The 22516-nt window shown below is 55.2% G+C and carries 20 protein-coding genes; 6 read left to right on the plus strand and 14 right to left on the minus strand.

Annotation, left to right across the window (positions count from 1 at the left end; genetic code table 11):
* Positions 1-47 precede the first annotated feature (47 nt).
* Positions 48-3647 (plus strand): TraB/GumN family protein, encoded by a 3600-nt coding sequence (locus EJ361_RS19055; protein WP_126247233.1) that lies wholly within the window; start codon positions 48-50, stop codon positions 3645-3647.
* Between the two features lie 84 nt (positions 3648-3731).
* On the opposite strand, the gene EJ361_RS19060 is transcribed toward EJ361_RS19055, so the two are convergent.
* Genes EJ361_RS19060 through EJ361_RS19070 form a run of 3 tightly spaced genes read right to left on the minus strand, consistent with a single transcriptional unit; the run spans position 3732 to position 5898 of the window.
* Positions 3732-4973, minus strand: coding sequence for an RNA polymerase sigma factor (locus EJ361_RS19060; protein WP_126247234.1), 1242 nt, complete (start codon positions 4971-4973; stop codon positions 3732-3734).
* Positions 4974-5031: 58 nt separating this feature from the next.
* On the minus strand, positions 5032-5373 hold the full coding sequence (locus EJ361_RS19065) for a YciI family protein (protein WP_126247235.1): 342 nt from the start codon (positions 5371-5373) through the stop codon (positions 5032-5034).
* Between the two features lie 45 nt (positions 5374-5418).
* Complete coding sequence (locus EJ361_RS19070) at positions 5419-5898, minus strand: carboxymuconolactone decarboxylase family protein (RefSeq protein WP_126247236.1); 480 nt, start codon at positions 5896-5898, stop codon at positions 5419-5421.
* 282 nt (positions 5899-6180) lie between these two features.
* On the opposite strand from EJ361_RS19070, the gene glmS reads away from it, so the two are divergent.
* Genes glmS through EJ361_RS19085 form a run of 3 tightly spaced genes read left to right on the plus strand, consistent with a single transcriptional unit; the run spans position 6181 to position 10755 of the window.
* Positions 6181-8019 (plus strand): glutamine--fructose-6-phosphate transaminase (isomerizing), encoded by a 1839-nt coding sequence (glmS, locus tag EJ361_RS19075; RefSeq protein ID WP_126247237.1) that lies wholly within the window; start codon positions 6181-6183, stop codon positions 8017-8019.
* 7 nt (positions 8020-8026) lie between these two features.
* Complete coding sequence (locus EJ361_RS19080) at positions 8027-10195, plus strand: DUF4954 family protein (protein ID WP_126247238.1); 2169 nt, start codon at positions 8027-8029, stop codon at positions 10193-10195.
* The gene (locus EJ361_RS19085) at positions 10183-10755 is read left to right on the plus strand and encodes a DNA-3-methyladenine glycosylase I (protein ID WP_126247239.1); all 573 of its coding nucleotides are present in this window, start codon (positions 10183-10185) and stop codon (positions 10753-10755) included. The genes EJ361_RS19080 and EJ361_RS19085 overlap by 13 nt, the downstream gene beginning before the upstream one ends.
* 134 nt (positions 10756-10889) lie before the next feature.
* Here EJ361_RS19085 and EJ361_RS19090 read toward each other — a convergent pair whose 3' ends face one another.
* From EJ361_RS19090 to EJ361_RS19135, 10 genes are all read right to left on the minus strand, one after another.
* Complete coding sequence (locus tag EJ361_RS19090) at positions 10890-11324, minus strand: septal ring lytic transglycosylase RlpA family protein (RefSeq protein ID WP_126247240.1); 435 nt, start codon at positions 11322-11324, stop codon at positions 10890-10892.
* A gap of 98 nt (positions 11325-11422) precedes the next feature.
* Positions 11423-12466 carry a cytochrome-c peroxidase gene (locus EJ361_RS19095; protein ID WP_240646679.1) on the minus strand — a complete coding sequence of 348 codons (1044 nt, stop codon included), beginning with the start codon at positions 12464-12466 and terminating at the stop codon, positions 11423-11425.
* On the minus strand, positions 12463-13209 hold the full coding sequence (locus tag EJ361_RS19100) for an MbnP family protein (protein ID WP_126247241.1): 747 nt from the start codon (positions 13207-13209) through the stop codon (positions 12463-12465). Before EJ361_RS19100 ends, EJ361_RS19095 begins: the two co-directional genes overlap by 4 nt.
* A 90-nt stretch (positions 13210-13299) precedes the next feature.
* Positions 13300-14610, minus strand: coding sequence for an L-fucose:H+ symporter permease (fucP, locus tag EJ361_RS19105; RefSeq protein WP_126247242.1), 1311 nt, complete (start codon positions 14608-14610; stop codon positions 13300-13302).
* A 35-nt stretch (positions 14611-14645) separates the two neighbouring features.
* Entirely contained in the window at positions 14646-15428 is a 783-nt protein-coding gene (locus EJ361_RS19110) for an L-fucose dehydrogenase (RefSeq protein WP_126247243.1), read from the minus strand.
* Positions 15429-15441: 13 nt separating this feature from the next.
* Positions 15442-16272 carry an amidohydrolase family protein gene (locus EJ361_RS19115; RefSeq protein WP_126247244.1) on the minus strand — a complete coding sequence of 277 codons (831 nt, stop codon included), beginning with the start codon at positions 16270-16272 and terminating at the stop codon, positions 15442-15444.
* A gap of 30 nt (positions 16273-16302) precedes the next feature.
* Positions 16303-16632: an L-rhamnose mutarotase gene (locus EJ361_RS19120; protein WP_126247245.1), complete on the minus strand. Its 330-nt coding sequence runs from the start codon at positions 16630-16632 to the stop codon at positions 16303-16305.
* A 4-nt stretch (positions 16633-16636) separates the two neighbouring features.
* The gene (locus EJ361_RS19125) at positions 16637-17491 is read right to left on the minus strand and encodes a fumarylacetoacetate hydrolase family protein (protein WP_126247246.1); all 855 of its coding nucleotides are present in this window, start codon (positions 17489-17491) and stop codon (positions 16637-16639) included.
* A gap of 9 nt (positions 17492-17500) precedes the next feature.
* Positions 17501-18247: a hypothetical protein gene (locus tag EJ361_RS19130; RefSeq protein ID WP_126247247.1), complete on the minus strand. Its 747-nt coding sequence runs from the start codon at positions 18245-18247 to the stop codon at positions 17501-17503.
* Between the two features lie 2 nt (positions 18248-18249).
* On the minus strand, positions 18250-19032 hold the full coding sequence (locus EJ361_RS19135) for an SDR family NAD(P)-dependent oxidoreductase (protein WP_240646680.1): 783 nt from the start codon (positions 19030-19032) through the stop codon (positions 18250-18252).
* 115 nt (positions 19033-19147) lie between these two features.
* Between EJ361_RS19135 and EJ361_RS19140 the strand changes: the two genes are divergently transcribed.
* Both EJ361_RS19140 and EJ361_RS19145 read left to right on the plus strand, forming a co-directional pair.
* Complete coding sequence (locus EJ361_RS19140; protein ID WP_164714323.1) at positions 19148-19822, plus strand: M15 family metallopeptidase; 675 nt, start codon at positions 19148-19150, stop codon at positions 19820-19822.
* 35 nt (positions 19823-19857) lie between these two features.
* Positions 19858-20691 carry a 3-keto-disaccharide hydrolase gene (locus EJ361_RS19145; RefSeq protein WP_126247249.1) on the plus strand — a complete coding sequence of 278 codons (834 nt, stop codon included), beginning with the start codon at positions 19858-19860 and terminating at the stop codon, positions 20689-20691.
* 127 nt (positions 20692-20818) lie between these two features.
* Here the strand turns inward: EJ361_RS19145 and EJ361_RS19150 are convergent, their stop codons facing one another.
* On the minus strand, positions 20819-22507 hold the full coding sequence (locus EJ361_RS19150; protein ID WP_126247250.1) for a RagB/SusD family nutrient uptake outer membrane protein: 1689 nt from the start codon (positions 22505-22507) through the stop codon (positions 20819-20821).
* Positions 22508-22516 lie beyond the last annotated feature (9 nt).

Here is a 22516-nt window from a genome sequence, read left to right on the forward strand (position 1 = left end):
GGTGGGTGTGTCATTACTGATGACGCACCCTCTTTTTTTCGGTATATTTGGATAACACCATCCCTTTCAACCTTATGATTTTCCGGAAAATACTGGCACTGGGGGCGTTCCTGTTGACCATTACCTCCATTTCCGCGGCGCAGCAGCCCCGGTACCAGGGCCTTTTATGGGAGATTACCGGGAACGGGCTCAAAAAGCCTTCTTACCTCTTCGGCACCATGCACGTCAGCAGCAAGCTGGCTTTCCACCTCAGCGATTCGTTTTACCATTGTATCCGGAATTCGGACATGGTGGCGCTGGAAACCAATCCGGAACAGTTGCAGGAAGATTTCTTCAAAAGCCGGATGTTCTTTCTCGGCAGTATGGCCTCCCGCAGGGCGCCGCTACGCAAAACCCTCCCCGACCAGGCTTTCACCGTTTCGTCTTACGCAGACGCGCTGCAAGCGGGGCTCGCCTATCGCCCGGAAATGATCAACCACCTGTTGTACCGTTCCTACGCCATGCAGGAAGATTTCGAAGAAAACACCTTCCTCGATATGTACATCTACCAGGTAGGCAGCAAACTCGGCAAAAAAGCGACCGGCGTGGAGGATTTCGACGAATCCGAAAAACTGATGTTCGAAGCCTACCGCGATGCCAGCCTCGACCGGCAGAACAAGCGCGAAAGGCCCGTCCGCTACCGCAGCGGATCGGGAGAAATGCTCAACGACGCCTATCGCCGCGGCGACCTCGACATGCTCGATTCCCTTTCCAACCGGCAATCCGAATCGCCCGCGTTCCTGGAAAAATTCCTATATAAACGCAACGAAAACATGGCCCGGTCCATCGACTCCATCGCCCGGAAAACGAGCCTGTTCGCCGGTGTGGGCGCGGCGCACCTTCCGGGAGACCGCGGCGTCATCAACATACTGCGGAAAATGGGGTACACGCTCCGGCCCGTGCAATTCGCCAACCGCGACAGCAAACAGAAAGAAGAGCTCGACAAAATGCGCGCGCCCGTTCAGTTCCGTGAATATCTCGCAGACGACCGGAGCTTTTACGTAGCGCTTCCCGGCACATTGTTCAACTTCAACCGGCCCGGCGCCGTCAACCAATTGCAATACGCAGACCTCGCCAACGGTGCCTACTACCTCGTCAGCCGCATCCGGACGAACGCTGCCACCCTCGGGCAAACGACGGACGACGTCATGAAAAAGATCGACAGTTCGCTGTATGAATTCGTGCCGGGAAAGATCACTTCCATCAAGAAAAACACCAACGCATCCACGCCCGGGTTCGACATCGAAAGCAGGACGCGCCGCGGCGATCTGCAACGCTACCGCATCTTCGTCACACCGTTCGAAATACTCATTTTCAAGATCAGCGGGAACGGCGATTACGCCGCCGGCCCTGAAGGCGATCGTTTCCTGCATTCCATCCGCCTGCAACCTTCCAGGGACAGTGTGGCAAAGCCGTTTACCTATTTATCGTCTTACGGAGGGTTCAGCGCCGAAGTGACCGGTCCTCCTTTCTACACAAATACGATTTCGGGACCCGGCTCCGTGCAGCGGCAGGAATTCGGGATGCTGGACCGGCAGACAGGCAACAATTACCAGGTGTTCAGGATACCGCTGCACAGTTATACACGACTGGAGGAAGATACCGTTGAGCTGTCGTTCGCCGAAGAATCCTACCGCGCCACATCATCCATCCGGCAAACCGCCGGCAGGAAAGTCATCCGTTGGGAAGGGCGCGATTGCCTGGAGATGCTGTACAAAAACGCGGACGGCAGCCATACCATCGCGCGGTTCTTCGTGCAGGGGCCGCATACCGTAATGGTGGCCGCCAGGTTCAGGCAAAACCGCAAAGCGGCGGAAGATTTCCTCGCCGCGTTCAAACCCATCCTTTCAAAATACGGCCGGCCGATGACCGAGCGCGATACCATGCTGCAATTCACTGTGCAATCGCCCGTAAAAGCCATGCAGGACGATATGGCCGAAGCCGTGGAAGAATCGCTGGCCTGGAGCCGTAATTCCGGTGAAGATTCCCGCACCAAAACGCGCTGGTTCGTAGCAGACAGTACCGGCGAAGCGGTGCGCGTGATGGTCCGCAAATACAATCCCTATTTTTCGATAGACAGCAGCGAATACTGGCAAAGGATCACCGACGATCTCGGTGGAGACGACCACCTCGTTATCGCCTCGCGCGAGCGGAGCCGCTCCGGCGAAACGGAAAGCATGCTGCTACGGATGCGCGACACCAATTCTTCGCGCGCCATCCTGCATAGGGTGATCGTCCGCAACCACATGCGCTACCTGCTTTCCGCCCTGATCGATTCCACCGCGGGACCGTCGGATTTCGTGAAAAATTTCTTCGGCAGCTTTCAGCCTTATGGCGATAAATCCGATACCGGAACGATTTTTTCACCCCGCGGAAGCCTGCTCGTCCGGGATTTTTACGCGACAGACAGCGCCACGCGGGCAGCTGCGCGGATGTCGGTTTCCTCCGCCAATTTCCGGGATGCCGATGCGCCAGGACTGATCCGTCTGGTAAAAGGCTGGAGCATGAAGGAAAAGGATTACCTGTCCGTCAAATCCGAACTGCTGGGCAGCCTGGGCACGTTACACCATAAGGAAGTGTTACCATTTTTGAAAAGCGCGTACCTGGCGGCGGAAGACACTTCCGCCCTGCAGCAGGCCGTGGCGCGGGCGCTCCTCATGCAAAAAACCACAGCAGCCAATTCGCTTTTCAGGGAACTCGTGCTGGCAGACATTCCCATCCTCAGCGAAGGCGACCGGATATACGACTGGTTCTTCCCCATGTACGACACACTACAGCTCAGCGCCGGCCTTTTCCCGGAGCTATTGCAGTTAACGGCATTGTCGGTATACAAAAACAGCATTTACCGCATGATGGCCCTGGCGGTAGACAGTAACGCCCTCGCGCCGGCGCTTTACGCCGATCACATCGGCCAGATCGCGTTCGACGCGCGCGCCGCGCTCCAGGCGATGGTCAGCGAATCGCAGGTACAGGAAGAGGATAACGCAGGAAAGCGCAGTTACGAAGCGCCCGACGACGACATCACGCAATTCGCCACCCTGCTCCTTCCCTTCCGCACGCAAAACCGCAATGCCGCACGCTTCTTCAACAGTCTCGAAAAACTGCGCCAGCCGGGGCAGCAGATCAGTTTGATAACGATGTACCTGCGCCGCGGAATCCCCGTGAAAGACAGTCTCCTCGAAGCCATCGCCGCGCAGGACCTCTACCGCGCGAAACTCCTGGAAGAACTGGAAAACATCGGCCAGGCCGCCCGTTTCCCCCAACGTTACCGGAAGCAGGAATTGCTGGCCCGGAGTGCGCTCATGGCCACCCCGGCATGGGACAGCCGGCTGGATTCTGTGGTGTATATCGGCAAACAGGCCACCACTTTCCGCATGAAAAAAGGAACGGTATATTTCTATAAATGCCGGATCAGGAATGTAGACGAATGGTTCCTGGCCGTAAGCGGCCTGCAGCCTGAAAAGGAATCCGAAGTGCGGAGCGGGATGGCCTTGCTGGAAGTGAACGACAAGCCCATGGACCCCAAAATACCGGTGGCCGGGCAGCAGGACCGCCTGATGCGGAAGGCACGGTATAAAGCGCAGGTGCGGGCGCTGTATGAGGAATAGTTTCAACTTGCCACCAATAATCCGGGGGAATGCGCTTCAGCAAATGATAGCGGATTCCCCCGGAACATTTTTACCCATGACCGTTCAACCCAAATGGAGCGAGCGCCGCACGCGTAAGATCCCTTCCTTCTCCGCCGCCGTTTTCGCCAGATCGTATGCCTGTTGGTAATGCGTGGCCGCTTTCGCGGGATCGGAATGGCGCGTCAGCTCGCCCAGCAACATCCAGTAAAAGTGGTTTTCGGTAAGCTGGAGCTTTTCCGCTTCCACCAGCGCAATATCTGCCCCATGAGCCTTGTACAGCGCAAAAGTGCGGTTGAGCGCGGCGCTGGGGGAATAGTTGATGATGAGCAGCTCGTTGTACATGGCCAGTATCTCCAGCCATTTCTCCGGCGTATCTTCCTTGCGGCAATGCAGGAAAGCGATGCGGGCTTCGAGGTGATAGGAGCTGAGCGTGTTGCCCGTGGCCGAAAGCCCCAGGAAGTGCATGCCCTGTCGGATCAGCTCGCGGTCCCAGAGGTTTTCGTCCTGCTCGTCGTACAGCACCAGCGTATCGGCGGCAGATTCGCGGGCTTCGAAGCGGGAAGCGTGGAAGCACATCAGCGCGATGAGCGCAAAGGTGCGCGGCTGCGCCGTGACGGGGAATGCGGTGAGGAGGAGGCCCAGGCGCATGGCTTCCAGGCAGAGGTCTTTTTGCAGGATGGCGTCTTGCGTGCGACTGTAATATCCTTCGTTGAACAGGAGGTAGATAATGTGCAGCACATTATCGAGCCGTGCGTCCAGCAAATGTTCCGGCGGCAATTCCATGCGGATGTTTTCCGTGCGGAGTTTTTCCTTCGCGCGGAAGAGCCTTTTGTTAATGGTTTCCTTGTTGGTGAGGAACGCCGCGGCGATTTCATCGATCCCGAACCCGCAAAGGATCCGCAACGCCAGTCCGATCTGCGATTCGCTCGCGATGGCGGGGTTGCAGATGGCGAAGATCATGCGCAACTGGCTGTCCTGGATGTTTTGGGCCGAAAAGTCGAGGTCGGTTTCGGGCTCTTCCGTTTCCAGTCCGGCCTTCACGGCCGGGAGCACTTTTTCCTGCCAGGTGGTGCCGCGCCGGAACATGGCCAGCGTTTTCTGCTTCGCCACCACGTACAGCCATGCGGCCGGGTTTTCCGGGATGCCTTTCTCCGCCCAGTTTTCGGCGGCGGTGAGGAATGTATCGCCCACGATGTCTTCCGCCGTTTCGATATGTTCCAGCCCGAATTGGCGGCTGATCACCGCCACCATTTTGGAGAATTCCTGCTGAAACAGCACATCGATCGTTGCGCGTTCTTTGTTCATGGATGCAAAATAAACGGTTCGCCCCTATGCCCGGGCGAACCGCGTCTAAAAATCTTCATCAACCCATTACCGGCCTGATCTCCACACTGCCGCCCACTTCGATGGCAGGACAACCGTGTGCGAGCGTGGTAGCTTCATCGAGGTCTTCCGCCCGGATCACCGTGAGGCCGCCGAGGCGTTCGCGGATTTCGACGAAAGGCCCGTCGGTCACCACACCGCCGGGTTTCAGCACCCGGCCCTGGTTCGGGATCAGGCGCGTGGGCGGCGAAACCAGTTTGCCCTGCGCAGCGATGCCGCCCAGCCAGTCCTGCCACTTTTTGACCAATGCCGCCTGTTCGGCTTCGGGCAGTTGGAGATGATCATATGAAGCTTGACGGAATAATAATGCGAAATCTTTCATCTGTTAAATTTTTTAAAGGATGCCTGAAATTAAATATTTAATGGTTCAAACCGCCGCTTTCGCGTTGAACATACCGGGAACGTAGTTACCGCCGGTGATCTGGAATGCGATGTTGAAACGGTTATAGCTGTTGATGACCATCGTTGCGAAGGTAAGTTCCGTCAGTTCTTCTTCGGAGAAAATCTCCCGGGCTTCTTCGTACACTTCGTCGGTCACCTCCCGGTTCTGCAAGCGGGTGATGGCTTCCGCCCAGGCGAAGGCGGCGCGCTCACGGTCGGAGTACAGCTGTGTTTCGCGCCAGGCGTCGAGCATCAGCAGGCGTTGCGCGGTTTCGCCCATGGCGAGGAGGTCTTTGGAATGCATGTCCAGGCAAAAGGCACAACCGTTGATCTGGGAAACGCGCATATAAATAAGGTGCAGCAGCGGTTGTTCGACAACGGGGTTCTTATGCAGGTACGCGCCCATGCTGAATAATGCCTTGGTAACCGGGAAACCTTTTTCGATGGGATTGAATCTGTGAGACATGATATTGTATTTTTACATCAATGAATAATTTGTTCGTATACCCTAATAATGCATGAACTTTCCCGAATTGGACACCGCGGACAACTTTTTAAAATATTTTTTAAGTTCCGGTACGATCCGGTGGAAAAACCACTCATACCAGTTTGATTTAATATCATTTACTCATATTTTATTTTACTAATATTACCGGAAAACTTTTATAAAGCCCGCTGTTAATTGCCTGATTAATCTTACATTGAAGCCGTTTTTGTTTTCACTTAACCTCTTAATCTACTGAAATCAATGTGTGGAATCGTAGCCTACATCGGCCATCGGGAAGCATATCCCGTTGTTCTAAAAGGACTGAAAAGACTGGAATACCGCGGATATGACAGCGCCGGGGTGGCTTTGCTCAATGGCGGCAAACTGAAAGTGTATAAAAAGAAAGGAAAAGTGGCCGAGATGGAGGAATACGCTACAGGGAAAGACGTCAGCAGCCATATCGCCATCGCCCACACGCGCTGGGCCACGCACGGCGAACCGTCTGACCGGAACGCCCATCCCCACCTTTCCGGAGACGGCAAGCTGGCCATGGTGCACAACGGCATCATCGAGAATTACATGCAACTGAAGCAGGAGCTCCTGAACAAAGGGCACCAGTTCTCCAGCGACACAGATACCGAAGTGCTGGTCCATTTCATCGGGGAAATCAAGCAAAGCAACGACTGCTCCACGGAAGAAGCCGTGCGCATTGCGCTGAAACGCGTGGTGGGCGCGTATGTGATCGTGATCGTCGATCAAGACAATCCCGGCACCCTCATCGCCGCACGGAAAGGCAGCCCTCTCGTGATCGGCGTGGGAAAGGGCGAGCATTTCCTCGCGTCAGACGCATCGCCCATCGTGGAATACACCAAAGAAGTGGTGTACGTGAACGATTACGAGATCGCCATCCTCCGGGCAGACGAGCTCATCCTCAAAAATATTTCCAACGAGATCCAAACCCCCTACATCCAGAAGCTCGACATCGAGCTGGCTGCCATCGAAAAGGGCGGGTACGATCATTTCATGCTCAAGGAAATCTTCGAACAGCCGCAAACTATTTTCGATAGCCTCCGCGGCCGCCTCGACGCCAAATCCGGCACCCTCACCCTGGGCGGCCTCCGCGAGCATCTGGACGTGCTCACCGCCGCGCGCCGCATCATCATCGTTGCCTGCGGCACCAGCTGGCACGCAGGGCTCGTGGCCGAATACATCATCGAAGAGCTTTGCCGCATTCCCGTGGAAGTGGAATACGCCTCGGAATTCAGGTACCGCAACCCCGTGGTAGGCCCGGGAGACGTGATCATCGCCGTGAGCCAGTCCGGCGAAACCGCAGACACCCTCGTGGCCATGGAAAGCGCCAAGGAAAAGGGCGCCATCATCCTCGGCGTCTGCAACGTGGTCGGCTCATCCATCGCCCGGCTCAGCAACGGCGGCGTGTATACCCATGCCGGGCCGGAGATCGGCGTAGCCAGCACCAAAGCCTTTACCGCACAGCTCGCCGTGCTCGCCATGATCGCGCTTAAAATCGCGCAGGCGAAAGGAAGCATCTCCGAACAACGGTTCCAGCACCTGCTCGAAGAACTGAACGACGTATCTGAAAAAGTGGCCAACTCCCTCCAGCTCAACGACCAGGTGAAAGCCATCGCGGAGAAATACAAAGACGCCCGCGATTTCCTGTACCTCGGCCGTGGCTATAATTTCCCCATCGCCCTGGAAGGCGCGCTCAAGCTTAAGGAAATCAGCTATATCCACGCAGAAGGCTATCCCGCCGCGGAAATGAAACATGGCCCCATTGCGCTGGTAGACGAAAACCTGCCCGTAGTGTTCGTTGCCACGAAAGACAGCTATTATGAAAAGATCGTGTCCAACATCCAGGAGATCAAGGCACGGAAAGGAAAGGTGATCGCCATTACCACAGCGGGAGACGCCACCATTCCCTCCATGGCAGACGATGTGATCGTGGTGCCGGAGGCCGACGAGCTCGTGGCGCCCATCGTATCCGTTATCCCCCTCCAGCTCCTCGCCTATCATATCGGCGTCAGCAAAGGGTACGACGTCGACAAGCCCCGCAACCTCGCCAAGTCCGTAACCGTAGAATAATCCGCGTATGAACCAAATCCTGAAAAAACCCCTCAGCCAGCTGGGCTACCAGTTCGTAGAAGGGCCCTATCTGCCGAAAGGCCGCAATGAATATTACTTGCGCGACCAGCAACGCGGCGCCTCCAACGTTTACCGCAAACTGAAAGCCGGCGAGATCGAAACCCTCGTCCGCAACGATAATACCTCCGACGACTGGAACCAGATTTTCGTGGACAACGATTTCGACCCCCAGCTCGTCCAGCACTGCCAGTTCTACGGCATCGTCCGCATCGGGAAACTGGAACCCTACTTCCTGGAGTTCCACAACCTGCGGCTGCCCGTGGGCCTGTATTACAGCACCATCGCGTCTTGCGACATCGGAGACAACGTCGTGATCCACAACGTGAATTCCCTGTCGCACTACATTATCGGCAACGACGTCATCATCACCAACGTCAACGAAATGGGCGTCACCGACCACAGCAAATTCGGGAACGGCATCGTGAAGGAAGGCGAGCCGGAAAGCGTGCGCATCTGGCTGGAACTCTGCAATGAAAACGGCGGCAGGAGCGTATTGCCGTTCGACGGCATGCTGCCCGGCGACGCCTGGCTCTGGACGCGCAACCGCGCAGACGATGCGCTGCAAAACCAGTTCAAAGCCTTCACCGAAAAGAAATTCGACAAGCGGCGCGGTTATTATGGCGAAGTGGGAGACCGCTCCGTCATCAAAAACTGCAAGATCATCAAGGATACGAAAATCGGGACGGACGCCTATCTCAAAGGCGCCAACAAGATCAAGAACGTGACCGTCAACAGTAACGCCGTAGCCCCCACGCAGATCGGTGAAGGTTGCGAGATCGTGAACGGTATCATCGGGTATGGCTGCCGCGTTTTCTATGGCGTGAAAGCCGTAAGGTTCGTCATGGCGTCGCATTCGCAGCTCAAATACGGCGCGCGCCTCATCAACTCGTACCTCGGCAACAACGCCACCATTTCCTGCTGCGAAGTCCTTAATTCCCTCATCTTTCCCGCACACGAACAGCACCACAACAATTCGTTCCTCTGCGCCGCGCTTATTCTCGGGCAAAGCAACATGGCCGCCGGCGCCACCATCGGCTCCAACCACAATTCCCGCGGAGCGGATGGCGAAATCATCGCCGGGAGAGGTTTCTGGCCGGGATTATGCGTCAGCCTCAAACATAATTCCATGTTCGCTTCCTTCACGCTCATCGCGAAAGGGAACTATATGAGCGAACTGAACATTTCCATTCCTTTCAGCCTGGTGGTGAACGATGAGCACGAGGATATGCTGAAGATCATGCCGGGGTACTGGTTCCTCCACAACATGTACGCCCTGGCGCGGAACGCGTGGAAATATGTGGACCGCGACCGCCGGACAGACAAAACCCAGCTCATCGAATACGATTACCTGGCGCCCGATTCCGTGGAAGAGATCTTCACCGCGCTGGAACTGTTCGAAACCGCCGTGGGCAAAGCGATCGGGAAAGACCGCAAGGCCGGTCGCGCATTGTTGATGGAATCTCCCGCGAAAGTGGCCGGCATGGAAATCCTCGCGGAAGGATGCGAGAATTCGTCGCGCAAAACGCAATTGCTGAAGGTAGACAAAGCATACCCGCTGTTCCGCAAACTCGTAACGCTGTACGCGATGCGCAATTTGGTGAAAGAGTACGCACGGTTCAGGGACTTCGCGGAACTGCAATCTTTCCTGAAGCAATGCCGCCGTTCGGCGTGGAATAACGTGGGCGGACAACTGATCCCCGAAGACCGGGTGAACGATATCAAGCAGCGCATCCGTAAAAATAAAATCGCCAGTTGGGACGCACTGCATGATGTTTACCGCGAAACCGGCGACAAGTACGAGGAAGACAAACTCCGCCACGCACTCGGCAGCTTGCTGGAGCTGCACGGATTGAAAGCTTCCGCGCTCACACCCGACGCGCTGCGCAGCTTCCTCTCGGAATCCGTGGAAACACTGGCTTCCATCACCGATAATATTTTCAAATCGCGCGAAAAGGATTACCTTAATCCCTTCCGCCAGATGACCTACGACAGTCCGGAAGAAATGGAAAAAGTGGTCGGCAAGCTGGAAGACAATAGTTTTATCCAGCAAACGGCAGAAGAATTGAAAGGATTTAAGAAACAGATAAAAGACTTAGTGAAGCAATGGCAATTGTAAAAGAAAAACAACGCTGCGGATGGGCGGGCGCCGATCCGCTGTACAACGCGTATCACGATGAAGAATGGGGCGTTCCCAGCCACGACGACCATCACCTTTTCGAAATGCTGAACCTGGAAGGCGCGCAAGCCGGCCTGAGCTGGTACACCGTACTCATCAAGCGCGAAAATTACCGCAAAGCGTTCGATAACTGGGATGCGGAAAAAATCGCGAAGTATTCCGAGAAGAAAGTGGAATCGCTGATGCAGAACCCCGGCATCATCCGCAACCAGCTGAAGATCAGGGGCACCATCGCCAATGCGAAAGCATTCCTCGCCGTACAAAAAGAATTCGGCAGCTTCGACAAATACATCTGGCAGTTCGTAGGTGGCAAAACCATCCACAACAAATTCACCAGCATGAAAGAAGTGCCCGCCAAAACACCGGTCTCTGACGCCATGAGCAAGGATCTCAAGAAACGGGGCTTCAAGTTCATCGGCAGCACCATCTGCTACGCCTACATGCAGGCCTGCGGTATGGTCGACGATCATGTGAAAGGATGTTTCAAATTCCATCCCTGATATAACGCATTCCTGAAAACGAAAATACCGGCACTAAGGCCGGTATTTTTTTTGCGAACGTGCGAGGTTTTTTTTGCGGGTTACAACAGACGACGGTTCTGTTACACGTTCACGGGTTTTCCAACACAAGCCGTTTATGACGGGTTCATGGCCATGTCGAGGATGGGAAGACTGTTCACGAATTCTTTCGTCACTACTTCCACCTTCACTTTGGTCAATCCCCAGTGGATGAATCCCAGTTTTTTGGCTGCGGCCTGCGTGAGGTCCACGATTCGGCGGTTGGCCGCGTGCAGCCGGTCGGTGACGCGCACCACTACCCAACGGTTGTTTCGCAGGTTCGTGACCTTGATGAAGGTCCCGAGCGGAAGGGTATTGTGGGCTGCCGTCATTCCGTTGTTATCAAAAATCTCTCCACTGGCCGTTTTCCGCCCGTGAAACTTCTGGGCGTAATAGCTGGCCGTTCCTACACCTGTTTTCACCTGCGCCACAGCGGGAACGATCCCCGACAATACCGGCAGCAGCATCAACAGTGCATACTTCAACACTTTTTTTAATACATTTTTCTGCATGACGTGGGGAATTGGCAAAAATGCTGCCAAAAACCGTTAAAATACCCTACAAGATTTGTTAAAACCGGGGCCAAGAGTCCTTACTTTTTACTAACCAATCAATTATAAATTAAGATTTCGCTTAACGACTTATTATTGATGAAGGAATGATCTGTCAGGGTTGTGAGGAAGAAGTACAACTGCCGCTGTTCTTCCTGGCTTAAAGGTATGCCATTTTTCACAATCGGGTCGATGGTGGGGGTTTGTTCGATCCCGGAACTATAATGCTCGAAAACGTCGTAAATGTCGTAAAAACGGCCGTCGTGCATATACGGTGGACTTTTGATGATATTCCTGAGCGATGGCACCCTGAATTTGAGGTAATCGCCCGTGCTGTTGGTGATGCGCATCCGGCCGGCATCGTTGAGGAATTCATTGTAAGGCAAGCCGTTATTGCGGAAAGAACCGTCGGTAAACAGGGGTTCCTTGTGGCAAGCCGCGCATTTCGCCTGGAAAATGGCGTAGCCGGCCTGCTCGTCGGGCGAGAATTGGGCCTTGTGCGTGAGCACGCTGTCGTATTTCGCGTTGAAGGAATTCATGGTGGCCATAAACTGCGACAAGGCGCGGAACAGCTTCTGGCTATTGATCTCCCCCGGGCCGAACGCGCCGTCGAACATCGACCGGTACTTTTTATCGGCATTCAGCCGGGCGATGAGGCGGCCCAGGTCCTCCCCCATTTCATTGGCGTCGGAGATAGGCGTGAGCGGCTGGATGTCGAGGTGATTGACGCCCCCGTCCCACATGAAATCCTTTTGCCATAGCAGGTTAAATAGCGAAGGGACCGACCGGAAACCGTTGCGGTTATCGATACCATGACTGAGCGCGTGATCGAAATGCGCGAACGCGGCGAACTGCTGATGACAGAACCCGCAGGAGATGGTGCTATCGCGCGACAGCCGCGGGTCGTAAAACAGGCGCCTCCCCAGCGCGACCCCTTCTACCGTGGGCGGATTCCGTGAAAGATCGTACACCGGTTGCGGAAAATGTGCGGGCAGCGAAATCGTGTATGGCGTTGGCCCGGCGGGCGGCTTATTGTCGCCCGATTTACGGCAGGCCCAGATGAGCGCCATCACGAAACAGGTATACACGACGTATTTTTTCACAGGTCGGTGACGTTGGTAATGCGGAACATGTTTTTATAATTGACCGAAATCTTCCACGCGGCTTCGCCTGGCGAGTGGATAGTGGCCGTTGTGGCGAATGATACGATGTTCGGCGGTCCGAACCACTTGTTCAGGTCCGTCCTGAAAGTAACGGCCGGTTCGCGGTCGGGCCCCACGGTAATGGAGATCGGCGTCTGGATGCGGATATCCTGCACGGCGTTGAACGGCCCTTTGAAGCCGCCGACGTGGAACGTGAGCGTTTTATCGGGCGCGGCGGAAACCGGTGATTTGCCTTCCATTTTCGCCATGATGTACCCGCTGTTCCAGCTCCAGAACATACCCAGTACGGGATCGAGCGCATCTGTTTGTGCGCCACTCACATTCCGGGAGCTGTCTACCCCCAGTTTGAACCCGATGGCGCGGTATTCTCCCTGCGGGGCGAGGAGGAGGATGGATTTCGACTCCGGCTTGCTTTCGTCGACCAGGTGGTAGGTGACGGGCAGGCGGAGGAGGGAATTATCCATCTTCACGAGATAAACATTGCTGATATAGTATTTGAAGGCGGTGACGGTGTAGCTTTCGGCGGAGGGGTTTTTATAAGTGGTGGTGCCGAGTTTCAGGAGTGACGTATCGACCCTGTGTTCGAAATTCAGCTTGAAATTCCCCTCTTTTTTCGGGATGAGGTCTTTCTTGCAGGCCATGCAACAGATCAGCAACGTGAAAATGAGATAGCAAGGCTTCATGGGGAAAGCGGTATTTCCCTAAGTTACACAAAAAAACGCTGCAAACCCGGGCGGATTTGCAGCGTTTTCGACTTTATTATCAATTGAGAATCAATTCACCCTTCCGAGTTTAAAACCTTTGGTGGCAAACCAGAGTACCACAAGGAAACAAACCACGGGAATAATGTATGCCGTCTGGATGCTGGTAGCGTCGGAAATGAGCCCCATCGCCGGAGGGAAAATGGCACCGCCTACGATAGACATCACCAGTAAAGACGAGCCCAGCTTCGTATGGCCGCCTTCCAGCCCTTCCAGTCCCAGGGAGAAAATGGTGGGGAACATGATCGACATGAAGAACGGTACCGCCAGTACGGTGTAGATCGCCACGTCTCCTTTCGTAGTCATGGCAATGCCGACCAATACTACATTGACAAGTGCATAGAGCGCCAGCAGGGTGTGCGGTTTCACATATCTCATAAGGAAAGTTCCTACGAAACGACCGATCATAAAACCGAGCCCGGCCACTGCACCCAGCAGGAATCCCGCATCTTTCTCCGGCATATGTCCGGCGAACTTCGCGAAGCGGATAAAGAATGCGCTCACGCCTACCTGCGCGCCTACGTAAAAGAATTGTGTTATGATGGCGGCAATGAGGTGCTTGTGTTTGAAAATGCTGCCCTCTTTCTGTTGATTTCCGGCCGTTGTCTTTTCATCCTTCTCCTCCTTGATATCGGGAAGTTTGGTAAAAATGAACAATACCGCAACGAGGATCACCACGATGCCGATGATCATATACGGCATTTTCACAGTAGCGGCTTCGCCGGCCAGGTACTGTTGCAATTCCGCCGCAGGCATGGCTTTCAATTCCGCTTCGGTATGTTCCGTTCCGGAAAGGATGAACTGTGCGCCAATGATGGGTGCTACAAAAGCGCCCAAACCGTTAAAACATTGGGCCAGGTTAAGGCGCTGTGTTGCCGTTTCCGGCTTACCGAGGATCGTCACATACGGGTTCGCCGCCGTTTCCAGGAAAGTAAGCCCGGAAGCGATCACGAACAACGCGATAAGGAAAAATGCATATTGGCCGGAATTGGCCGCGGGGATGAATAGCAATGCACCTGCTGCATACAGCATCAACCCGAGGATAATACCAGCTTTGAAACCGAACCGTTTCATGAAGAATCCCGCAGGCAAGGCCAGCAGGAAATATGCGAGGAACACCGCAGAATCGATGAAAGACGACTGCGTATCCGTGAGCATACACGCCTTTTTCAGGTGCGGGATCAGGATCGGGCTCAGGTTATGCACGAGCGCCCAGAGGAAAAAGAGACTGGTCACCAGGATAAATGGAAATAAATATCCCGATGCCTTGTTACCCGACGGTGCGGTCGTGTATTGCGTGGTGGTTGCGGCGCCTCCTGCCATAATTTGTCAGTTTAATTGGTGATATAACGGTGGAATTAAGAGATTGATCTGTCGAGATGCGTATACCCTCCGTCTACGTAAATGATCTGCCCGGTGGTGTGCGAAGAGCGGTCGCTCAGCAGGAATACCGACATGTTGGCGATTTCCTCTGAAGTGGTCATTCTCTTTTCCAGCGGGATGTTGGCCACGATGGAAGCCAGTTTGGCTTTCGGATCGGGCAGCGAATTGATCCAGGTTTCGTAGAGCGGCGTCCAGACTTCGGCCGGGTTTACGGTATTGACGCGTATGGAATAGGGCAGCAGTTCCACGGCCCATTCGCGCGTCAGCGCATTGATCGCGCCTTTGGACGCGGCGTAGCCGGATGTGTTGCCCTGCCCTGTTTCCGCCACTTTCGAACCGATGTTGAGGATCGAGCCTTTAGCGGCTTTGAGGTACGGCAGCGCGAAGTGCGCGAGGTTGTAATAATGGGAAAGGTTATTCTGAAGGGAAGCCATGAAACGCTCGGGGCTTCCGCTTTCCAGCCCCACGCCGTCGTTGGCGCCGGCGTTGTTCACGAGCCCGTCTATCCGGCCGAATTCCTTCACGGTAGCGTCGATCACGTGCCTGCAATCCTCCACTTTCCCCAGCTCCGCACGGATGCCGAAAGCTTTGCCGCCGGCTTTGCGGATGGCGTCTACGGCTTTATTGTTGTCCGCTTCGCTCCTGCCGGCGATAACGGCAACGCCGCCTTCCTGCGCGATCAGTTCTGCGATGGCCGCTCCGATGCCTTTGGCGCCGCCTGTTACGATCACTACTTTATCCTGTAACCCGAGATTCATTTGTGGTATTGATTTAAGAGATGTTATAAAATGCCGCGGCGTTGTTGCCCATAATGCGCTGCTGCTCGCTTGCGGAAAGTGCCGATATGAAATTATCGACGATGCTTTTCTGCCGGGCGTAATCAGCCGCCAGCAGGCAAACCGGCCAATCGGAGCCGTACATGAGGCGCTCCGGCCCGAAGGCTTCCAGCACCGTATCCAGGTACGGCCGGAAGTCGGCTTCCTTCCAGTTTTGCATATCGGCTTCGGTCACCATTCCGCTGAGCTTGCAATGCACCTGCGGCGAGCGCGCTATGCGGCGGATGTGTTTGGTCCAGTCGCCGATTTCTTTCTTTTTGATGTAAGGTTTGGCGAGATGGTCGATCACCAGCGGCTGCTCCGGGTGCCGCTCCACGAACTGTTCCACGGCGGGCAGCTGGCGGGGGAACACGAGCACGTCGTACGTGAAGCCATGCTTTTTCAGCGCAGCGATCCCGTTATTGAAATCTTCGCGCAGCAAAAATCCATCGTCCGGTTCGCCCTGTACGATATGACGGAAACCCTTTACCAGTGGCTCTCCCGCCCAAAACGCCAGCCTTTCGGCCACGTTGGGCGAACGCAGGTCTACCCATCCTACCACTGCCTTCACGATATCGCTGCCTTTGGCGCAATCCACGAGGAATTGCGTTTCGGCTTCAGACTGGTCTGCCTGAACGGCCACACAGGCGTCTATGCCTGCGGATTTGAGAAGGGGTGCCAGGTCGGCGGGGAGGAAATCGCGGCGGATGACGTTCATCTCTTCCGTGATCCAGGCGTCGCGTACGGGGTCGAACTGCCAGAAGTGCTGGTGTGCATCAATTGTCATAACGTTGTAATTGGCGTGGTCGTATCAGTTCTACAATGAAAATACCTTGTCCATCATCACCCATTTCTCGCCCGGTTTGGCTACGGGGATGGATTGCTGGTATTTCCACATGAGCGTTTCCCATTCCTGCACTTTCGGGTTGGCCGCGTCCATGGCGGCTTTCCTTTCAAACGAGAAATCCGGCCCTACTTCCATGATCATGAACATACGGTTGCCCGCACGGTAGATCTCGCAGGCGGTAACGCCGGCGCCTCGGATGCTGTCCAGGATTTCCGGCCAAACGGCGCGATGGTACGCTTCGTATTCTGCGATAAGCGCCGGATCGTTTTTCAGATCCAGCGCCAGGCAATATCTTTTCATATCGTTATTTTTTCCAGGCTTCAGCGGTTTGTTGGGAAGTGCCCAGCCCGTCGATCCCCAGTTCGATCACGTCCCCGGCTTTCAGGTAAATCTGGGGATTGAAGCCCAAACCTACACCAGCAGGGGTTCCGGTAGAAATCACGTCGCCCGGGAGCAGGGTCATGAACTGGCTCAGGTACGAAACGATGAAGGGGATTTTGAAGATGAGGTTGGACGTGTTGCCGTCTTGCATGGTTTTGCCGTTTACGGTCAGCCACAGGCGCAGATTGTTCACATCACTGATCTCATCTTTGGTAACCAGCCAGGGGCCGAGCGGCGCGAAAGTGTCGCTAGATTTGCCTTTCACCCACTGCCCGTTTCTTTCCAGCTGGAATTCGCGTTCGCTGTAATCGTTGTGCAGCGCGTAACCGGCCACATAATCCATGGCTTCGCTTTCGTCTACATAGCTGGCTTTCTTGCCGATCACTACGGCCAGTTCCACTTCCCAGTCGGTTTTCACACTGTTGCGGGGGATCACGAGGTTATCGTTGGGCCCAACGAGCGAGGAGGTGGATTTAAAGAATACGATGGGTTCTGCGGGAATGGCCGCGCCGGTTTCTTTCGCGTGATCGGCGTAGTTCAGGCCGATGCAGATGATCTTGGAAGGGCGCTGCACGCAGGGACCGAGACGGGTACCGGCGGGAACGGACGGGCACCCGGCGCCGTTGGCAGCCCACCAGGACTGTAAACGGGCAAGACCGTCGGTCTCAAAAAAACGCTCTCCGAAATCCTCTCCGAAAGCGGACACGTCAAACATGCCGTTGTCTGTAACTACACCCGGTTTCTCTTCACCCGGCAATCCGAACCTGATTAATTTCATATCCTTAGATTATTTAACTGTTTGCATTTGTTTGTATCCGATACGGCCGTTCACGATGCGTACCTGGTAGATGTCTTCCATTTCCCCGTCTTCCAGCTCCAGCCCTACAACGCAATGATCTTCGGCAACGGCCATGATATAGGGTTTGGTGCCTTTGGGCGTCGGCATGTCGATTTCCCGGCGAACGCCGCCGTATTCCATGTACACGCCTACTTTTTCGGGGGTGGCGTTGCGCAGGTCTACGATGAATTCGGCGATGATCTGCCCGGATTTCACCTGTTTGGCGTACCGGGTCACTTTTTCATAGTTGCGGATGGCGTCTCCCAGGCCCAGGTCTTTCTCCATGTATTGATAGATACGCTGCGGCGGCGAGGGCACCCAAAGGATGCGGAGCGACTTCCCGTCCTGGGAGCCGTGATAATAACGGGTGTCGCGGTTTGGTTTGATGAACCCGATCCAGACGCTGTTCGGCGCGTCCCACAGCACTTTATACAACGAAGTGTCTGTAAGGTTTTGCATGAGCGGGAGGTCGTTGAACGTTTTGTCGTATTTCAGCGAATCCACCGTCCAGTAAAAAGTGACTTTGGAAGTATCTTTTTCGCGGTCCTCGATTTTAACTTCGAGGGTGCCGGCGGGTTTTGCAGGCGCAACGGGCGCATCGCCTTCATGGTAATTTTTGCGGGCCTTTTCATCAGCGCTGGGGCCGCCACAGGCGGTTAGCAGCACGAGCAGCATCCCGGGGATGGTTTTGTACATGATCAGTTGTTCAGTTTGATAAAGCCCCCGTCTATCGGGTAATCGCAACCGGTGATGAAACCGGCTTCGTCGGAACAAAGATACAACGCGAGATTGGCCACTTCAACAGGCTTGGCCATCCTGCCGATCGGCTGCGTTTTCGACAGCTTTTCGAACATCTCGGCTTCCTTGCCGGGATAGTTTTTGGCGATGAAACCGTCTACGAACGGCGTATGCACGCGCGCGGGCGAAACGCAGTTCACGCGGATGTTGGCGCCCAGGTAATCTTTCGCGGTGGAAAGGGTCATGGTCAGCACCGCACCTTTGCTCATGGAATAGGCGAAACGGTCGGGGATGCCCACGCTGGAGGCGATGGATGCGATATTGAGGATGACGCCGCCGCCCTGGGACTTCATTTGCCCGATCACGGCGTACATGCAATTATAGGTTCCTTTAACGTTGACGTTGAAGACGCGGTCGAAGTCGGCTTCTGCCGTGTTTTCGAGGTTGCCCACATGCGCGATGCCGGCGCAGTTCACCAGGATGTCGAGCCGCCCGGCGGTGGATGCGATGTTATTCATTACGGTTGCCACGGCGGCCTGGTCTGCCACGTTCACCGCGTGCACGAAGGCTTTCCCGCCTTCGGCGGCGATCTCGTCGGCCGTCACTTTACCGGCTGCTTCATTCAATTCCAGCACATGCACGGTGGCGCCCGCCTGGGCGAACGACTTCGCAACAGCCTGGCCGATGCCGCTGCCGGCGCCGGTTACCACGGCTGTTTTACCATCTAATCGGAACAAACTCATCTTTGTGTTAATTTAAGGGTTCTAAAATACCTCAAATTGTACCACTATTGCAATTCTTTTTTAGCCTCATTCTGTACGATCTTGACTATTTTTGAGCAGTTCTAAATCGATACTCGTGAAAAATCTATTTATCCTGTGCTTTTTGACGCTTGCCCCGGCCGCTTTCGCGCAGCAGGTCCTGCCCAATAAATACGGCCTGGCCGTAGTGAGCGACACCCTCCAATACCAGGCGTTGGTTAAACTCGATCCCGAACAGGAACTGGTGCGGGTGACGGATATCCCGATCGATGTGCGATACGCTACCGACAGTAATTTCACGCATTCCGTATTGTATCCCTATCCGGCCGTTTACGTGCGGCGCCCCGTTTACGAGGAACTGAAGCGCCTGCAACGTTTCCTGGCGCCCATGGGTATGAGCCTCAAAATCTACGATGGTTACCGCCCCTACCGCGTTACGGAAAAAATGTGGGAAGTAGTGCCCGACGAACGATATGCCGCCGATCCACGAAAAGGCTCCGGCCACAACCGCGGCGCTGCGGTGGATGTTACCCTCATTTATACCAAAACCGGCAAGGAACTGGAAATGCCTTCGGCGTACGACGAATTCAGCGAAAAAGCCCATCACAGCTATGAAAACGTAACCTTCGAAGCCGGTGAGAACCGGCACCTCCTGTATTCCCTTATGACGGCTTACGGCTTCGTTCCCCTCCAATCGGAATGGTGGCATTACGCGCTCAAAGGCGCCTCCAAATTTCCGCTCATGGATATACCGTTTGAGCACCTGAGATAATTTAATTAGTTTAACAGCCTAATTCATTACTCCGTATGATAAGATCGATCCTCATGACTACACTCGCCCTCACATTGGGCGCCAGCTGCTCGGCCCAGAAAGGTGGCTGGATCAAGCTGTTTAACGGGAAGGACCTCAAAGACTGGGATATCAAAATAACCGGTCATGCCCTGAACGACAATAACGGCAATACTTTCCGCGTGAAAGACGGCGCCCTCGCCGTGTCTTACGAAAACTACGATGCCTTCAACGATCAGTATGGCCACATCTTCCATAAAAAGAAATTTTCCGCTTACCTGCTGGTGATGGAATACCGCTTCGTGGGCGACCAGGTGAAAGGCGGCCCCGGATGGGCTACCCGCAACAGCGGCGCCATGATCCACTCGCAATCTGCCACGTCCATGGGCAAAGACCAGGATTTCCCCATTTCCATCGAAGTGCAGTTGCTGGGCGGCCTGGGCCGCGGCAAACGCAGCACCGCCAACCTTTGCACCCCCGGCACCAATGTGGTGATGGATGGTAAACTCATCACCGCGCATTGTATAGACAGCAAAAGCGAAACCTACGACGGCGACCGCTGGGTGCGCGCGGAAGTACTGGTGCTGGGCGATTCCATCGTGAAACACATCGTGGAAGGCGATACCGTGCTGACGTACGAAAAACCCCAGATCGGCGGCGGCAGCGTTTCCCACGCCGATCCCAAACTCCAGCAAAGCGGCAAGCTCCTCTCCGAAGGTTACATCGCCCTGCAAAGCGAAAGCCATCCTGTGGAGTATCGCAAGGTAGACCTGTTCGACCTCGCACCGTACATGAAAGACAAAAAGAAACTGGCGAAAAAGATCGAAGAGCTGCAAAAACGCAAGCAATAACCGAAGCCGGTTGATAACGATAATGAATGGCCCGTTCACACGGGCCATTTTTTTATGCGCATCCGGCAAAAAGTAAGGGCTGACATCTTCCGACGTCAGCCCCTGGATTTCTCCATGTTCCTCTATCCTATTCGTATCCGTTCGGCTTTAATTGCGGATTGGTATTGATCGCGCGGTTGGGAATGGGGAATACGGAGCGGTCCTTCCCATCCACCGGCTTATCCCACCACTCGGCGCCAAACCTGTTCCAGCGAACGAGGTCGGTGCGGCGGTGGCGCTCGCCGAGGAATTCGCGTCCCAGTTCGATCACGAATTCGTCTTCGGTCAGTTTGGCCAGGTTGGTCGCGAAGCTGTTGGCCGGCCAGGCCGCGTCGGTAAAATTGCGCTTGCGCACCGCATCGAGCAGTGCAGCCGCTTCGGCTTTGGCGCCTGCGCGGAACCTGCATTCCGCATATGCGTAGTAGATTTCAGCCAACCGGATCTCCGGTGCGGAGTTGAACTGGAAGAAACCCTGCGACAGGGGCAGCCAGGGGAATTTCATCATCCTGACGCCTGAATTCTCTTCTCCCGTCAACACCTGCGACCCTTCTGCCCAGCGGCCGCCCGGCTTTTCGGAGAATCGGGCCACCATATCCACATATTGCAACGGCTTTCCCTTATACTCTTCCGTTCCTACCACCGGCTTGGTGCTGTCGAACCCGACACCGCCCGGCACAAACGCATATTGCTGGCCCACGAGGAAGAACCCTTCGTATGTGGCGTTCCGCGAGGTAGTCCGGAAAGGTTGCTTGCGCTTGTCGCCGGAAGCATATCGTTCGTAAGGCATTCCCAGCTTGTAATTGTAAAGGACGCCATCGGGGTTGCGCGAAGGCGTGAGGTGGATGCCGTTCCAGCCACCCCAGTCGTTATCGAGGGAATAGCGGGCCTGGTAGTGCATCGTGGCGTTGTACATCCATCCGAATTCATAGATGTTCTTGGCATGGGGGAACTCGAAAATATTCTCGGGCGACCGGTAGCCGTTGATACCGGAGCGGAAAGGCCCGCGGTAATCGGTGTCCAGCGAATAAGTACCATATTTCCCGTCGATGATATCTTTGGCCACGGCCGCGCATTCCGTGTACTTGGCCGTGCCGGTCCATTTTTCAGCGTTCAGGTACAGGCGCACGAGCAACGCCGCAGCGCCGCCCTGGTCCCACCGGCCCTGCCGGGTATTTTTGGGAAGGCTGGGCAATGCTTCCTTCAACTCCTTTTCGATAAATGCGAAAACTTCCGCCGGCGATGATGCGGGCACGAGCTCCTGCGGCGTATTGTAAAGCGGCACGGAACGGAAGAAATCGATGAGGAAAAGGTAGTACCAGGCGCGGAGGGTGCGCAGCTCGGCGATGTGATGCGCCTTGTCCTGGTCGGTAAGGCCCAGTTTAGGATAATCCTGTTTTTCCAGGTCGCGCATGATGAGCACGCATTGCGAAATGCCCTGGTACGGGCCCGACCAGGCGCCGTAAATGTGGTTGTCGTCGGCCGTCCAGTTGTGTCGGTGCAGCCGCTGCCAGTCGCCGCCATCGTACCCGTGGATGCCTTTCTGCGTCCAGACGAACTGGTCGGCCGTCAGCTCCGCAAGCAGCCAGCGGTCGCCGTCCCAACCGCACCAGTGGCCGTGCTCGTAAGGCCGTACCACTGCGGCTATGACGGTGTTTTTATCCTGGAAATAATTGTTCCCGTCGAGAATACTGAACGCCTCTTCGTCGAGGTTCGTGCACGACGTGGCGGAGAATATGGAGAGCAGCAACAGGCTGCCTAATTTGGTTCGGATGTTCATGGTCTTTGC

The organism is Chitinophaga rhizosphaerae (assembly GCF_003958645.1).
Lineage (GTDB): Bacteria > Bacteroidota > Bacteroidia > Chitinophagales > Chitinophagaceae > Chitinophaga > Chitinophaga rhizosphaerae.

Bases quoted from the DNA above. Each gene is read 5' to 3' on its own strand.
- EJ361_RS19065 (WP_126247235.1), bottom strand. From the start codon at position 5,373: ATGAAAGATTTCGCATTATTATTCCGTCAAGCTTCATATGATCATCTC.
- EJ361_RS19145 (WP_126247249.1), top strand. From the start codon at position 19,858: ATGATAAGATCGATCCTCATGACTACACTCGCCCTCACATTGGGCGCC.
- EJ361_RS19085 (WP_126247239.1), top strand. From the start codon at position 10,183: ATGGCAATTGTAAAAGAAAAACAACGCTGCGGATGGGCGGGCGCCGAT.
- glmS (WP_126247237.1), top strand. From the start codon at position 6,181: ATGTGTGGAATCGTAGCCTACATCGGCCATCGGGAAGCATATCCCGTT.
- fucP (WP_126247242.1), bottom strand. From the start codon at position 14,610: ATGGCAGGAGGCGCCGCAACCACCACGCAATACACGACCGCACCGTCG.
- EJ361_RS19060 (WP_126247234.1), bottom strand. From the start codon at position 4,973: ATGAACAAAGAACGCGCAACGATCGATGTGCTGTTTCAGCAGGAATTC.
- EJ361_RS19090 (WP_126247240.1), bottom strand. From the start codon at position 11,324: ATGCAGAAAAATGTATTAAAAAAAGTGTTGAAGTATGCACTGTTGATG.
- EJ361_RS19115 (WP_126247244.1), bottom strand. From the start codon at position 16,272: ATGACAATTGATGCACACCAGCACTTCTGGCAGTTCGACCCCGTACGC.
- EJ361_RS19110 (WP_126247243.1), bottom strand. From the start codon at position 15,428: ATGAATCTCGGGTTACAGGATAAAGTAGTGATCGTAACAGGCGGCGCC.
- EJ361_RS19070 (WP_126247236.1), bottom strand. From the start codon at position 5,898: ATGTCTCACAGATTCAATCCCATCGAAAAAGGTTTCCCGGTTACCAAG.
- EJ361_RS19135 (WP_240646680.1), bottom strand. From the start codon at position 19,032: ATGAGTTTGTTCCGATTAGATGGTAAAACAGCCGTGGTAACCGGCGCC.
- EJ361_RS19120 (WP_126247245.1), bottom strand. From the start codon at position 16,632: ATGAAAAGATATTGCCTGGCGCTGGATCTGAAAAACGATCCGGCGCTT.
- EJ361_RS19130 (WP_126247247.1), bottom strand. From the start codon at position 18,247: ATGTACAAAACCATCCCCGGGATGCTGCTCGTGCTGCTAACCGCCTGT.
- EJ361_RS19080 (WP_126247238.1), top strand. From the start codon at position 8,027: ATGAACCAAATCCTGAAAAAACCCCTCAGCCAGCTGGGCTACCAGTTC.
- EJ361_RS19100 (WP_126247241.1), bottom strand. From the start codon at position 13,209: ATGAAGCCTTGCTATCTCATTTTCACGTTGCTGATCTGTTGCATGGCC.
- EJ361_RS19150 (WP_126247250.1), bottom strand. From the start codon at position 22,507: ATGAACATCCGAACCAAATTAGGCAGCCTGTTGCTGCTCTCCATATTC.
- EJ361_RS19125 (WP_126247246.1), bottom strand. From the start codon at position 17,491: ATGAAATTAATCAGGTTCGGATTGCCGGGTGAAGAGAAACCGGGTGTA.